We start from the raw sequence: 14,956 nt of genomic DNA, 5'->3' as shown, positions 1-14,956 counted from the left end.
GAGCTGGGCCAAGGCCTCGGTGGCGATCTTCTCGAAGACCGACTCGTCGGCGGCGAACTCGGAATCCCGGATCGGTGCGTGGATCACCAACTCGGTGAACCCCAGATCGCGGTGCCGGCCGGCGAAGTCGACGAACGCGTCCACCGACTGCAGCACGGTGTTGGCCTCCGGCGTGAAGCCGGTCAGGAGGATCTTCTCGACGGTCTCCACGTCCCGGCCGGTCTCGGAGAAGACCGCACCGAGCCGTTCGAGCTGCCCGCGCAGGGCCTCGCGCGACTGCTCGGGCGTGCCCTCCTCGAAGAGCTTCGGGTCGCCCGTGGTCACCCAGGCCTGGCCGTACCGGGCGGCGAGCCGCATGCCGCGCGGTCCGGTCGCGGCGACCGCGAACGGCAGCCGGGGCCGCTGCACACAACCGGGGATGTTGCGGGCCTCCTCGGCGGAGTAGAAGGTCCCCTCGTGGCTCACCGAGCCCTCGGTCAGCAACCGGTCCAGCAGCGGCACGAACTCGGCGAAACGGTCGGCGCGCTCACGCGGCGACCAGGCCTCCTGGCCCAGCGCGGTCGCGTCGAAGCCGTTGCCGCCCGCGCCGACGCCGAGGGTGATGCGGCCGCCGGAGATGTCGTCCAGGCTCATGAGGTCCTTGGCGAGCGTCACCGGGTGACGGAAGTTCGGCGAGGTGACCAGCGTGCCCAGGCGCATCCGGTCGGTGGCGGTGGCCGCCGCGGTCAGGGTGGGCACAGCGCCGAACCACGTGCCGTCACGGAACGTCCGCCAGGACAGATGGTCATAGGTGTACGCGGTGTGGAACCCGAGCTGCTCGGCCCGGAGCCACTGATCGCGTCCTCCCTCGTTCCATCGACGTACCGGAAGGATCACGGTGCTCAGACGCAGACTCATGCTCCGAGCGTACGGCGAGCCGATGTTTCACGTGAAACGGCGCCGTTTCACGTGAAACATCGCCTGAGGTGACAGCCTCCCTCCCATGGTCAGGACCTCCTCGGCCATGGGCGAAGATGGAGCCGTGACCTCGGCTCCCCAGTGCCCGGACGGGCCAACCCCCACGCCCCGGCTGATCGCCACCGATCTCGACGGCACCCTGCTGCGCGACGACAAGTCCGTCTCGCCGCGCACGGTCGCCGCGCTCGCCGCCGCCGAGGAGGCCGGGATCGAGGTCTTCTTCGTCACCGGCCGCCCGGCCCGCTGGATGGATGTGGTCAGCGACCATGTCCACGGCCACGGCCTGGCGATCTGCGCCAATGGCGCGGCGGTGGTCGACCTGCATGCCGGACGTGAGTTCGTGCAGGTCAGAGCCCTTCCCCGGGTGGCCGCGCTCGCCGTCGTCGATGCCCTGCGGGCTGCGGCCCCCGGCACTTCCTTCGCGGTCGAGCTGACCACCGGCATCAATTACGAGCCGGAGTACCCGCCGTTCTTCAAAGACCCGGGTGCCCGGGTGGCCACGGCCGAGAAGCTGCTGCACGAGGACACGGACGACAGCGCCGCGCCCGTGCTCAAGCTGTTGGCGCACCACGCCGAGCTGGCCCCGGACGAGTTCCTGGCGCTGGCGCGGTCCGCGGCCGGCTCATACGCGTCGATCACCCGGTCCAGCCCCACCGCGCTGCTGGAGGTCAGCGGGCCGGGCGTGTCCAAGGCGAGCACCCTGGCGCTGTGCTGCGCCGAGCGTGGCATTTCCCCCGCCGAGGTGGTCGCCTTCGGGGACATGCCGAACGACGTGGAGATGCTCAGCTGGGCGGGCACCTCGTACGCCATGGGCAACGCCCACCCCGATGTGATCGCTGCCGCGTCCGGCCGTACGGTCGCCAACAACGAGGACGGGGTCGCCCTCGTCATCGAGCGCATCCTGGCAGCGCGGACCGCACAGCAGGCGTAGACCGTCCCTTAGGCAGACGTTCTAGACGGCCGGTTCGAGGGGGGCCTCCCACACCACGGTGGTCCCGCCGCCGTTCTCGCCGATGCCCGGGCCGTACGAGCTCGCACCGCCCAGCGACTCGGCCCGGCGGCGCAGATTCCGAAGCCCGCTGCGGCGGCCCCCCTCGGGGATGCCCACCCCGTCGTCGGCGACCTCCAGCCGAACCCCCGGCCGGCCGTCGGCGAGCGTGATGGTGGAGTCGATGACCACGTCGATCCGGCTCGCCGCGGCATGGCGGAAGGCGTTGGACAGCGCCTCACGCAACGCGGCGATCAGGTTCTTGCCCACCAGCTCTCCGACGACCGTGTCGATCGGGCCGAGGAAACGGTGCGCGGGCTTGAAACCCAGGGGCACCGCGGCCATGTTGATCTCCCGCAACACCCGGGTACGCAACCCGGACGGGGCCTCCGCCGGCCCCTGTTGGAGGGCGAAGATCGCGGTGCGGATCTCCTGGATCGTCACATCCAGTTCGTCCACCGCCTTCCCCACGCCGTCGCGCACCTCGGGGACAGCAGTCCGGCGCTGGGCGCCCTCCAGCATCAGCCCGGTGGCGAAGAGCCGCTGGATGACCAGGTCGTGCAGATCGCGGGCGATCCGGTCACGGTCCTCGAACACCGCCAGCCGCTCGCGGTCGCGCTGCGCCTCGGCCATCATCAGGGCGAGCGCCGCCTGCGAGGCGAACTGGGTGGCCAGGGTCCGCTCGACCTCGGTGAACGCCCGCCCGCCGCGAGCCCGGGGGGTGACCAGCGCGCCCAGGACCCGCCCGCCGCTCTGCAGCGGCAGCAGCATGCACGGGCCGTACCGGCGGGTGAGCTCGCCGGCCATGCGGGGGTCGGACGCGGCGTCGTCCACGAAGATCGGCTCGCCCTCCAGCAGCCTGTCGACCACCGGGCTCTCGGCCGGGATCACCACACCCAGCGAGGTGGCCGGGTTCTCGGAGGAGACCGCGACGATCTCCATCCCGCCCTCTTCGGCCGGCAGCATCACGATCCCGGCGTCGGAGTCGGCCAGTCGGCGGGCCTGTTCGGCGACCACCGCGAGGGCGTCGTCCGCGTCCCCGCCGGACAGGAGGGCGGTGGTGACGGCCACCGATCCGTCGATCCAGCGCTCGCGCTGGGTGGCGGCCTCGTACAGCCGCGCGTTACCGATGGCGATGCCCGCCTCGGTGGCCAGCACCCGGACCATGTGGACGTCGTAGTCGCTGAACTCACCGCCGCCGTTCTTCTCGGTGAGGTAGAGATTGCCGAAGATCTCCCCCTGCACCCGGATCGGCACTCCGAGGAACGTCTTCATGGGCGGGTGGTGCGGCGGGAACCCCGCCGAGCGCGGATCCTTCGTCAGATCGGCGAGCCGCACCGTGTCGGAGTGCGAGATAAGGGCTCCGAGCAGGCCCCGTTTCCCGTCGGGGCGGTGTCCGATCTTCCGGGCCTGTGCGGAGCTGATCCCGTGGGTGACGAAGTCCGAGAGCCCGCGGCCCTCCGTGTCGACGACGCCGATCGCCGCGTAGTGGGCGTCCGCGAGCTCTGCCGCGGTCTCGCAGATGCGGTCCAGCGTGGAGTGGAGCTCGAGCCCGGTCCCGACCGACCTCATGGCCTCCAGCAGTTGCGGTACACGGGCCGTGAGATCGGTGGACAGGCCCTGCAGACTCCTGGTGGCCTGGGCGGCGGCCACCAGGGGGTCCGAAGGTTCCGAGCCTCCCGCAGTACCCGGCGGTCCCGGCAGTCCCGGCAGTCCCGGCAACGGATGCGGCGATGGCTTCGGCGTAGGATCCGGCGATTCCTGCGACTGCTGCGCTGACATGGTCCTGAGCGTAGTTAGTCCCTATTGGCGGGAAAAATTGGCCAAAGTTCCGTCCGTTGACTTTTCACGCTCCAGCAGCCGCCGCAGCGGTCCTTCGGCGGTGGCCAGCTCCGCGTACGGGCCCCGCTGCACCACCTCGCCGCGGTCCAGCACGAGCACCTCGTCCACCGCTTCCAGGCCGGCCAGCCGGTGCGTGATCAGCACGGTGGTCCGGCCCTCGGTCGCGGCCAGCAGATCCGCCGTCAGGGCGTCCGCCGTGACCAGGTCCACATGCTCGGCCGGCTCGTCCAGGACCAGCACGGGGAAGTCCGCGAGCAGCGCGCGGGCCAGGGCCAGTCGCTGGCGCTGGCCACCCGAGATCCGCTCACCGTGCTCGCCGACCAGCGTGTCCAGCCCGTCCGGAAGGCCGTCGGCCCAGTCCAGCAGCCGGGCCGCTGCCAGCGCCTGCCGCAGCTGCTCCTCGCTCGCCCCGGTCCGTGCCAGGCGCAGGTTCTCCCGTACCGAGCTGTCGAAGATGTGGGCGTCCTGGGCGCACAGGCCCACGAGGGCACGCACGTCGTCGCCGTCGAGCGTGCGCGCGTCGCTCCCGCCCAGGCTGTAGGCGCCTTCGGAAGGGTCCAGGAACCGGAGGAGGACCTGGGCCAGAGTGGTCTTGCCGGATCCCGAGGGGCCGACGACGGCGATGCGGCGGCCGGCCTCCAAGGTCAGGTCCAGGTTCCGCAGGGCGGCACGCTCCTGGCCGGGGTGGCGGGCGGTGAGCCCCGTCAACCGCAGCGGGAACGGCGAAGCGGGGGCCTTGGCGGGCTGCTCCGGCTCGGCGACCGGGACCTGCGCGTCGATGACCTCGTAGACCCGCTCGGCGCTACGGCGCACCCGCTGGCGGTACTGGACGGCGAGCGGAAGGCCGTTCACCGCCTCGAAGGCTGCCAGCGGCGTCAGGACGGCGACGGCCATGGCCACCCCGGACAGCCGACCGTCGTGGACGGCATTCGCGGCCACGGAGGCGGCGGCCACGACGGTGAGCCCGCACATCAGGGCCGACAGGCCGCCACCCAGTCCGGCCGCGGTCGAGCCCCGCGCGGCGATGCGCGTCAGCAGGCCGTCGCTCTCGCGTGTCAGGCCCTTGCGCTCCTCCAGCGCACCGGCCACGGTCAGCTCCGCGGTCCCGGTGAGCAGATCGGCCACCCTGGTGGCGAGTTCGCCCCGGGCGGGCGCGAGCCGTCGCTCCGCACGGCGGGCGCAGGCTCCGCTGACCAGCGGTACCGCGACACCGGCGGCGAGCAGCCCGACAGCGAGTACGGCTCCGGCCTCGGGCAGCAGCCAGGCTGTGAAGGCGACCGAGCCCGTTCCGACGAGGACGGCCGTGCCGACGGGCAGCAGCCAGCGCAGCCAGTAGTCCTGCAGTGCGTCGGCGTCGGCCACCAGCCGGGCCAGCAGGTCCCCGCGCCGGTGCTCGCGCAGTCCGGCGGGCGCGATGCGCTCCAGTCGGCGGTACACGGAGACCCGCAGGTCGGCGAGCATCCGGAGCACGGCGTCGTGCGAGACGAGCCGCTCGGCGTACCGGAAGACGGCGCGGCCCATTCCGAAAGCCCGGGTGGCGGTGACGGCCACCATCAGGTAGAGCACGGGCGGCTGTTCCGAGGCCCGCGAGATCAGCCAGCCCGACACGGCCATCAGGCCGACGCTGCACCCGACGGCCAGTGCCCCGAGGAACAGCCCGAGCCTGAACCGTCCCTGCCACGCCCTGGCGACCGCCCGCACCCGGCGCAGCGGATCACCCGCCACACGTGATCCCGCCGCATCCGAACCCGCCGCACCCGAGCCCGCCGAGCCCGAGCCCGCCGAGCCCGATCCGGTCGCGCCCGACCCGGTCGCGCCATCGGCAGGTACTCCCGCCCGCTCGCGCGCCGCACCGAGGATCCACTCCCCGGTATCCGGGCCGTGCTCACCACCGTCACCGGGCCCACCGGAGGACGGGAGTTCGGGGCCGACCGGCGAAGCAGCGCGGCGGGGGAGTGCCTCATCGGTGAGAAGCCCCTCGGGTCCGTCGCACGCCGCCATCGCCACCACCCGGTCCGCGACGGCGAGCAGCGCCGGCCGGTGGACGACCAGCAGCACGGTCCGCCCCGCGGAGAGCCGCCGGACCGTGTCCACGATCCCCGCCTCGGTCGCGCCGTCCAGCGCCGCCGTCGGCTCGTCCAGCAGCAGCACGGGCCGGTCCGCCAGGAACGCGCGCGCCAGGGCCAGCCGCTGCCGCTGTCCGGCGGACAGTCCCACGCCGCCCTCACCCAGCGGGGTCTCCACCCCGCGCGGCAGCGCGGTCACGAACTCCCAGGCCCCGGCGTCTCTCAACGCCTCGGCCACATCGGCGTCGGAGGCCCCCGCGCGGGCCAGCCGTACGTTCTCGGCGATCGTTCCGGCGAACAGGTGCGGCCGCTGCGGCACCCAGGCGATCTGCTGCCGCCACTGCGCCGGCGACAACTCGGCCAGGTCCACGCCCGCGACCCGAATACGCCCGGCGGTCGGCGTCACGAATCCCAGCAGCACCTGGAGCAGTGTGGACTTCCCCGCCCCACTGGGGCCGGTCAGGGCCACGCACTCCCCCGGTCCGACCGTCAGCGAGACCGGCCCGGGCGAGTCCTCTGAGCGGCCCTCGTAGCGGACGCTGATGCCCTCGATCTCGATCCGCAGGGGCGCGCCGGTCGGCAGCTCGGCCGTACCGGTCGTACCGGGGGTGCGGGTCTCCAGAACCTCGAAGATCTCCTCGGCGGCCGCCAGTCCTTCAGCGGCCGCGTGGTACTGGGCCCCCACCTGCCGCAGCGGCAGGTACGCCTCGGGCGCCAGGATCAGGATGACCAGCCCGGTGTAAAGGTCCAGTTCGCCGTGGACCAGGCGCATGCCGACGGTCACGGCCACCAGGGCCACCGACAGGGTCGCCAGCAGCTCCAGGGCGAAGGAGGAGAGGAAGGCGATGCGCAGCGTCCGCATCGTCGCGCGCCGGTAGTCATCGGTGATCTTGCGGATCGACTCGGCCTGGGCCTTCGCCCTGCCGAAGACCTTGAGCGTGGGAAGCCCGGCCACCACGTCGAGGAAGTGCCCCGAGAGCCGGGACAGCAGACGCCACTGGCGGTCCATCCGGGACTGGGTGGCCATGCCGATGAGGATCATGAACAGGGGGATCAGCGGCAGCGTCACGACGATGATGGCCGCCGACACCCAGTCCTCGGTGACGATACGGGCCAGCACGGCCACCGGCACGACCACCGCGAGCCCCAGCTGGGGCAGGTAGCGGGAGAAGTAGTCGTCGAGCGCGTCCACACCCCGGGTCGCCAGTGACACCAGCGATCCGGTCCGCTGCCCGGCCAGCCACCCGGGCCCGAGCTCGGCGGCCCGGTCCAGCAGCCTGCGCCGCAGCTCCGACTTGACCGCCGCGCCCGCCCGGTGCGCGGCCAGCTCCGTGAGCCAGGCGATCAGACCGCGCCCGAGCGCCACCGCCGCGAGCAGCAGCAGGGGCGTTCGGAGCGCCTGGCCGTCGAGCCCCTGCTGGAAGGCTCCGACCACGATCTCGGCGATCAGCATCGCCTGACCGACGACCAGCCCCGCGCCGGCAAGCCCCGTGGCCACCACCGCCCCGAGGAAGAGACGGGTGGAACGGGCGTACCGGAGCAGGCGCGGGTCGATCGGTTTCACGTGAAACATCCCCTCGGGGAGGTCGTCAGCCGGACGGGCGGGTCATGCGTCGCGGAGACCGGGTGCAGGGGCTCAGTTCCCGATCAGTCCACGGATCAGCACGGATCGGTACGGATCAGTGCACCGATCAGGACGAGTCGGCACGGATCAGTGCACATCGACGATGTGCTGCGTCCCGATCCGCTTGCGGAACACCCAGTACGTCCAGCCCTGGTAGAGCAGCACGAGCGGGGTGGCCACGGCCGCACACCAGGTCATGATCTTCAGCGTGTACGCGCTGGACGAGGAGTTGGTGACCGTGAGGTTCCCCGCCTCGTTCAGCGAGGACGGCATGACGTTCGGGAAGAGCGTCAGGAAGAGCATCGCGACCGCGGCCGCGATGGTGATCCCGGACAGTGCGAACGACCAGCCCTCGCGGCCGGCCAGGTTGAAGCCGAGGGCCCCGACCAGCGCCAGCACGGCGACGATCATCGCGATCAGGCTCTTGCCGTCGCCGCGCGAGACCTGGGTCCAGATGAGGAAGACCAGACTCAGCACGGCGGTCATGACGCCCAGCCGGGTCGCCAGCTTCCGCGAGCGGTCCCGGATGTCACCCACGGTCTTGAGCGAGGTGAAAACCGTGCCGTGGAAGGTGAACAGGGTGAGGGTGACCAGTCCGCCGAGGATCGAGTAGACGTTCAGCAGGTCGAGGAAGCCACCGACGTACTCCTTGTTCTCGTCGATCTTGACGCCGCGCACGATGTTGGCGAAGGCGACGCCCCACAGGAACGCGGGGATCAGCGAGGTCCAGAAGATCGCGTGTTCCCAGTTGGTCTGCCACCGGTCCTCGGGACGCTTGTGCCGGTACTCGAAGGCGACGCCGCGGATGATGAGGCATATCAGGATGAGCAGCAGGGGCAGGTAGAAGCCCGAGAACAGGGTGGCGTACCACTCGGGGAAGGCGGCGAAGGTGGCACCGCCCGCGGTGAGCAGCCAGACCTCGTTCCCGTCCCACACGGGTCCGATCGTGTTGATCAGGACCCTCTTCTCCGTGCGGTCACGGGCGAGCAGCTTGGTCAGTACGCCGACCCCGAAGTCGAAGCCCTCCAGGAAGAAGTAGCCGGTCCACAGGACGGCGATGAGTACGAACCAGACATCGTGGAGTTGCATGGTGTGCGCTCCTCGGCCTCAGTACGAGAAGGCCATCGGCCGGTCGGGGTTCTTGTCGTCCCCACCGATCTTGGTGGGTGGGTTGAGGTCTGCCTCGGTGAGTTCGGGCGGGCCGGCCTTGACGTACTTGACGAGGAGCTTGACCTCGATCACTGCCAGCACCGCGTACAGCAGGGTGAAGCCGATCATCGAGGTGAGCACCTCGCCCTGGGACACATTCGGCGAGACGGCGTCCCTGGTGCGCAGGACTCCGTAGACGACCCACGGCTGGCGGCCCATCTCGGTGAAGATCCAGCCCCAGGAGTTGGCGATGAGCGGGAAGCCCATCGTCCAGAGCGCGACGATCCAGTACAGGTCGGCGAACCTGGGGCTCAGCGGCTTCTTGCAGAGCACCAGGTGGGGAACCTCGTCCTCCCCGGTACGCAGACCCGGCGCCAGCAGGAACTTCTTGCGGGTCAGCCACAGGCCCAGCACGCCCACGCCGAGGGAGGCCATGCCGAAGCCGATCATCCAGCGGAAGCCCCAGTAGGCGACCGGGATGTTGGGCCGGTAGTCGCCAGGGCCGAACTTCTCCTGCTCCGCCTTGTTGACGTCGTTGATGCCCGGGACGAAGGAGGTGAAGTCGTCGTTGGCCAGGAAGGACAGGAGGCCCGGGACCTCTATCGCGACCTTGTTGTGGCCCTTCTCGACGTCGCCGTAGGCGAAGACCGAGAAGGGAGCCGGGGCCTCACCGTCCCAGAGCGCCTCGGCGGCGGCCATCTTCATGGGCTGCTGCTTGAACATCACCTTGCCGAGCAGGTCACCGCTGATCGCGGTGCCCATACCAGCGATGATCATGACGATCAGGCCGAGACGCAGCGAGCTCCGCATCACGGGGACGTGCTTCTTGCGCGCCAGGTGGAAGGCGGATATTCCGGCCATGAACGCGCCCCCGACCAGGAAGGCGGCCGTGATGGTGTGGAAGAACTGGGTGAGCGCGGTGTTCTGCGTCAGCACGAGCCAGAAGTCGGTGAGCTCCGCCCGGCCCCGCTCCTCGTTGATGCGGTACCCGACCGGGTGCTGCATCCAGGAATTGGCCGCCAGGATGAAATAGGCCGACAGGACGGTGCCCATGGACACCATCCATATGCACGCCAGGTGGATCTTCTTCGGCAGCTTGTCCCAGCCGAAGATCCACAGACCGATGAAGGTCGACTCGAAGAAGAAGGCGATCAGCGCCTCGAAGGCCAGGGGGGCCCCGAAGATGTCGCCGACGAATCGCGAGTAGTCGGACCAGTTCATGCCGAACTGGAACTCCTGGACGATGCCGGTGACGACACCCATCGCGATATTGATCAAGAAGAGCTTTCCCCAGAACTTCGTGGCTCTGAGGTACTTCTCCTTCTCGGTGCGCACCCACGCCGTCTGCAAGCCCGCCGTAAGGGCGGCGAGCGAGATCGTCAGGGGCACGAAGAGGAAGTGGTAGACGGTCGTAATGCCGAACTGCCATCGCGCCAATGTCTCCGGCGCCAAAGCTAGGTCCACGTCGTCTTCTCCTTGTCGTCGCCGTGGTCACAGCCGCAGTCTGCCTGGCGGGTTCCCTCCATACCGGGAGGAAGCAGGACGCGCTTGTGAAAGCGTTCACATTCACAAGCATTATGTCGTACCACTCTCGACCACCTTCGAGGGGGGTACCCCTCCGGACTCCTGAACGAGTTTTCGCCCTCGGCCATCCGCCAGGAAGGACCCCCGGCCCCCCGGACCCGCGTGCCCGCCCGGCGCCACCTCACCGACAGGGCCTGGCCAATCTATTCAACAGATTGTTGAATAGAGCTCATGCAGATACGAATCTCCTGGCCCGCGGGCCAGCTCACCGCAACCCTCGACGAGACCCCGACGAGCAAGGCGCTGGCCGAGGCCCTTCCACTTTCCGCCTCCGCCAACACCTGGGGCGAGGAGGTCTACTTCGACACCGGAGTGTCCGTCGCCCTGGAGGACGACGCCCAGCAGGTCGTCGCCCCCGGCACGGTCGCGTTCTGGACCGAGGGCGACGCGCTCGCGCTGCCCTACGGCCCCACGCCGATCTCGCGGGGAGGCGAGAGCCGCCTCGCGAGCCCGTGCAACGTGCTCGGCTCCTTCGACGGCGACCCCCGCCTGCTGTCCACCGTCCGCGACGGCGATCCCATCCGCGTGGAACTCGCCTGATCGCCTCAGCCACCCCGCCACGCCGGACGGTCCGGCCGGCAGCGCCTACAGCTCCTTGAAGAAGGCCTCGGCCGTGTGCAGGAAGAGGTCGTTCGCCTCGGTCTCACCGATCGTGACCCGCAGGCCCTCGCCCGCGAAGGGCCGGACCACCACACCGGCCTTCTCGCAGGCCTCCGCGAACGCGCCGGTCCGCTCCCCCAGCCGCATCCACACGAAGTTCGCCTGCGTGTCCGGCACGGTCCAGCCCTGGGCGACCAGCGTCTCGTGCACCCGCGTGCGCTCGCTCACCAGCGCCCCGACGCGGCCCATCAGCTCGTCCTCGGCGCGCAGCGAGGCCACCGCCGCGTCCTGCGCGAGCTGGCTGACACCGAAGGGAACGGCCGTCTTGCGCAGCGCCGCCGCCACCGGCTCGTGCGCCACCGCGAAGCCGACCCTCAGACCGGCCAGCCCGTACGCCTTGGAGAACGTACGCAGCACGGCGACGTTCGGGCGGTCCCGGTAGAGCTCGATGCCGTCCGGTACGTCCGTATCCCGCACGAACTCGCGGTACGCCTCGTCGAGGACCACCAGGACATCCGGGGGCACCTGGTCCAGGAAGCGCTCCAGCTCGGTACGGCGCACGGCCGTGCCGGTGGGGTTGTTCGGGTTGCAGACGAAGATCAGCCGGGTCCGGTCGGTGATCGCCGCGGCCATCGCGTCCAGGTCGTGCACGTCGCCGTCGGTCAGCGGAACCCGCACCGAGGTCGCGCCTGAGATCTGCGTGATGATCGGGTAAGCCTCGAAGGAGCGCCAGGCGTAGATCACCTCGTCGCCCGGGCCGGCGGTCGACTGGATCAGCGACTGGGCCACGCCGACCGAGCCGGTACCCGTGGCGATGTGCTCGACCGGCACGCCGAAGCGCTCGGCGAGCTCGTTCACGAGGCCGGTGCAGGCCATGTCGGGGTACCGGTTGAAGTTCCCGGCAGCGGCAACCGCGGTCTCCAGCACGCCCGACAGCGGCGGGTACGGGTTCTCGTTCGAGGACAGCTTGTACGCGACAGGCCCTCCCGCAGCAGCCGGCTTGCCGGGCTTGTATGTCGGAATGCCGTCCAGCTCGGCGCGCAGCTTCGGGCTCTTCTCGCTCACCGCAGGTCCTCCTCGACCGTCCCGTACGACGTCGCCGTCGACTCAATACTGCTCACCTTATGAGGATTCCGCCGTTCCGAGAATGGGGGCGCCAGGAATGCGGGGGAGCGCACGCATATATGCGTGCGCCGGTGGCCCGCGCCGTGGCGCGCATCCCTCGTGCAGGTGAGTTGGGGACGGCCCGAGATCACATCGTTTTGGCATGCCCGGACCCGACGACAAGCTCCACACTCACCCTCAGCAGTCAAACACCTTCATTTCCAAGGTCATTGGGGGTGGCGAACCATGCAGAAACGTGCCTGTCAACGCCTGCATATGCACCCGGACCACCCTCCCCACCGAGCCCTACTATCGGCTCGCCATGACAGCAGCAGGGAAGCATCAGGTGAGCCGGACCGAGACCACCCGGCGGGCCGCCGGCCGACAGAACCGGGCAGGCATCAGGGACGTGGCCGCTGCGGCGGGCGTCTCCATCACAACCGTCTCCGACGCGCTCAATGGCAAGGGACGGCTGCCCGACGCCACCCGCCGCCACGTTCGCGAAGTGGCCGACCGGCTGGGCTACCGCCCGTCGGCCGCCGCCCGCACCCTCCGTACCGGCAAGTCCGGCCTCATCGGCCTGACCGTGACGACGTACGGGGATGAACCTTTCACCTTCACCGAATTCGCCTACTTCGCCGAGATGGCCAGGGCCGCCACCTCCGCCGCGCTAGCCCGCGGCTACGCCCTGGTCATCCTCCCCGCCACCTCCCGCCATGACGTGTGGTCCAACGTCGCCCTCGACGGCACCGTCGTCATCGACCCCTCCGACCACGATCCCGTCGTCACCGAACTGGTCCGCCAAGGTCTGCCCGTGGTCTCCGACGGCCGCCCCGCAGGCTCCCTCCCCGTCACCGCCTGGGTCGACAACGACCACGAGGCCGCCGTACTCGGCCTGCTCGACCACCTCGCCGCCGCCGGCGCCCGCCGGATCGGACTGCTGACCGGGACCACCACCGACACCTACACCCGGCTCTCCACCACCGCCTACCTCAGCTGGTGCGAGCGCGTCGGCCAGGACCCCGTCTACGAGTCCTACCCCGCGCACGACCCGTGCGCGGGCGCCGTCGCCGCCGACCGGCTCCTGGCCCGGCCCGACCGGCCCGACGCGGTCTACGGGCTCTTCGACCCCAACGGCACCGATCTGCTCGCCGCCGCCCGCCGCTACGGCCTGCGCGTCCCCGAGGACCTGCTGCTCGTGTGCTGCAGCGAGTCCACCGTCTACGCGAACACCGAGCCGCCCATCACCACCCTGTCCCTCAAACCCCGCCGCATCGGCACCGCCGTCGTACAGCTCCTCATCGACGCGATCGAGGGAGTGGACACCGGACGCCCCGTCGAACAGGTCGTCCCGACCGAACTCATCGTCCGTACCTCCTCGCAGCGCAGGCAGCCCCGCACGACCGTCAGCCCGCCCCGTTCGCCGGCCCAGGACTGACCGACAGACCGTCCGGTCGGCCTGCCGAAGGGCAGACCCAGGACCGTCCGAGAGGCATCCGAACACCGACCGAGCACCGACCAAGGACCGGCCGAGCATTTCAGCAACACCTATATCGGTAGAAAACGGTAGGAACGATCGGCTCCGTAAAGGATTCACCACCCCTGGTGCGTCACAGAGCGCGAGCCGCATTCCTATGATGGGCGCACGACATCACGGACCCTCCTCCCTGGAGGTCAGGAGGGTCCGCAGGTGTACGGCAGCGCGACGGTGGTGGAGGGGTCGATGACTCAGGGGGCCGGTCAGGGACCCGCGATGCGGACGGACACGCTGCGGGACTTCCGGGTTCCCGTCACCGAACCCGCCCTGTACGCCGTATCCACGTCCACCGGGCTGCCCGCAGAGACTCCGGTCTACGGCGAGTACCCGGCGTACTACGAGGACGGCACACCGAACATGCCCCCGCAGCCGGGCTACCCGCCGCAGACGCCCGCGCAGCGGCCGGCCGTGCCTCAGCAGCCCGCACAGCAGCCGGCCGTGCCTCAGCAGCCCGCGCAGCAGCCTTCGTACCCCGACACGCCTCTCCGCCGGCACCCCGAGGTGGAACCGGCGCAGGCGACGACCCAGGGCCCCGACGAGGACGACCCGGAGGGCTACACGCCGACCTACCGGGACCTGCCCGTCATCGGCCGTGGCGCACTCGGCGGCCCCGGCGACACCGTCCAGGTCCAGTACGTGCCCCAGGAGCAGGCGGCGGGCCCCGGCCCGCTCTACGTCGTCGGTGACGTCCACGGCTACCTCGACGAGCTCGTGACCGAACTCCACGCCCAGGGTCTGATCGACGCGGAGCGCCGCTGGTCCGCCGGCAACGCCCGGCTCTGGTTCCTCGGCGACTTCACCGACCGCGGACCCGACGGCATCGGCGTCATCGACCTCGTCATGCGGCTGTCCGCCGAGGCCGCCGCCGCCGGCGGCTACTGCAAGGCCCTGATGGGCAATCACGAACTCCTGCTCATCGGCGCCAAGCGGTTCGGCGACACCCCGGTCGTCTCCGGCGCCGGCACCGCCACCTTCCAGGCCGCCTGGCTCCTCAACGGCGGCCAGCGGACCGACATGGAGCGCCTGCAGGACGTCCACCTGCAGTGGATGTCTCGCCTGGACGCGGCCGTCCTGGAGGAGGGCCACCTCCTGCTGCACTCCGACACCACGGCGTACCTCGACTACGGCGACTCCATCGAGGACGTCAACGACACCATCCACGAGCTCCTCAACCGTGGCGACGCCGACATCACCTGGGACCTCTTCCGCAAGTTCACCAAGCGGTTCGCCTTCCGCGACGAGGGCACCGGCCCGGCCGCCGTACGGGAACTCCTCGACACCTACGGCGGCAGCCGCGTCGTCCACGGGCACAGCCCCATCCCGTACCTGCTCGGCGAGGTGGGCACCGAGGACGGCGACGAGTCGCGCGGCCCCGAGGCCGTGGACGGCCCGCACGTGTACGCGGAAGGACTGGCCATCGCGATGGACGGCGGGGTGACGATGGCGGGCAAACTGCTTGTCGTACAACTCCCCCTGAGCGACTGAGAGCTTACGGAGAGGGGTAT

General features: G+C 70.3%; 10 protein-coding genes. 4 read left to right on the top strand and 6 right to left on the bottom strand.

Going from position 1 to position 14,956, the window contains the following annotated elements:
* Nucleotides 1-897: LLM class flavin-dependent oxidoreductase (locus tag ACWGIU_RS01645; protein WP_453701700.1), on the bottom strand; the 897-nt coding region annotated here is incomplete at its 3' end.
* A 106-nt stretch (nt 898-1,003) separates the two neighbouring features.
* On the opposite strand from ACWGIU_RS01645, the gene ACWGIU_RS01640 reads away from it, so the two are divergent.
* Entirely contained in the window at nt 1,004-1,888 is an 885-nt protein-coding gene (locus ACWGIU_RS01640) for a Cof-type HAD-IIB family hydrolase (RefSeq protein ID WP_453701704.1), read from the top strand.
* Nucleotides 1,889-1,909: 21 nt separating this feature from the next.
* Here the strand turns inward: ACWGIU_RS01640 and ACWGIU_RS01635 are convergent, their stop codons facing one another.
* From ACWGIU_RS01635 to ACWGIU_RS01620, 4 genes are all read right to left on the bottom strand, one after another.
* The gene (locus ACWGIU_RS01635; RefSeq protein WP_453701703.1) at nt 1,910-3,601 is read right to left on the bottom strand and encodes a GAF domain-containing sensor histidine kinase; all 1,692 of its coding nucleotides are present in this window, start codon (nt 3,599-3,601) and stop codon (nt 1,910-1,912) included.
* Nucleotides 3,602-3,748: 147 nt separating this feature from the next.
* Entirely contained in the window at nt 3,749-7,417 is a 3,669-nt protein-coding gene (gene cydD, locus ACWGIU_RS01630) for a thiol reductant ABC exporter subunit CydD (protein ID WP_453701699.1), read from the bottom strand.
* Between the two features lie 147 nt (nt 7,418-7,564).
* Nucleotides 7,565-8,566, bottom strand: a complete 1,002-nt coding sequence (gene cydB / locus ACWGIU_RS01625) for a cytochrome d ubiquinol oxidase subunit II (protein WP_453701698.1) — start codon at nt 8,564-8,566, stop codon at nt 7,565-7,567.
* Between the two features lie 18 nt (nt 8,567-8,584).
* Entirely contained in the window at nt 8,585-10,090 is a 1,506-nt protein-coding gene (locus ACWGIU_RS01620) for a cytochrome ubiquinol oxidase subunit I (RefSeq protein ID WP_453701697.1), read from the bottom strand.
* A 291-nt stretch (nt 10,091-10,381) separates the two neighbouring features.
* Between ACWGIU_RS01620 and ACWGIU_RS01615 the strand changes: the two genes are divergently transcribed.
* Nucleotides 10,382-10,750 (top strand): cyclophilin-like fold protein, encoded by a 369-nt coding sequence (locus ACWGIU_RS01615; RefSeq protein ID WP_453701696.1) that lies wholly within the window; start codon nt 10,382-10,384, stop codon nt 10,748-10,750.
* A gap of 45 nt (nt 10,751-10,795) precedes the next feature.
* Here ACWGIU_RS01615 and hisC read toward each other — a convergent pair whose 3' ends face one another.
* Entirely contained in the window at nt 10,796-11,875 is a 1,080-nt protein-coding gene (hisC, locus tag ACWGIU_RS01610) for a histidinol-phosphate transaminase (RefSeq protein WP_453701695.1), read from the bottom strand.
* A gap of 361 nt (nt 11,876-12,236) precedes the next feature.
* On the opposite strand from hisC, the gene ACWGIU_RS01605 reads away from it, so the two are divergent.
* Both ACWGIU_RS01605 and ACWGIU_RS01600 read left to right on the top strand, forming a co-directional pair.
* Nucleotides 12,237-13,352: a LacI family DNA-binding transcriptional regulator gene (locus tag ACWGIU_RS01605; RefSeq protein WP_453701694.1), complete on the top strand. Its 1,116-nt coding sequence runs from the start codon at nt 12,237-12,239 to the stop codon at nt 13,350-13,352.
* A gap of 315 nt (nt 13,353-13,667) precedes the next feature.
* Nucleotides 13,668-14,936, top strand: coding sequence for a metallophosphoesterase (locus ACWGIU_RS01600; protein ID WP_453701693.1), 1,269 nt, complete (start codon nt 13,668-13,670; stop codon nt 14,934-14,936).
* The last annotated feature ends 20 nt before the right edge of the window (nt 14,937-14,956 follow it).

Source organism: Streptomyces sp. NPDC054840 (genome assembly GCF_053611065.1).
This window is presented reverse-complemented; position numbering and strand designations above follow the sequence as displayed.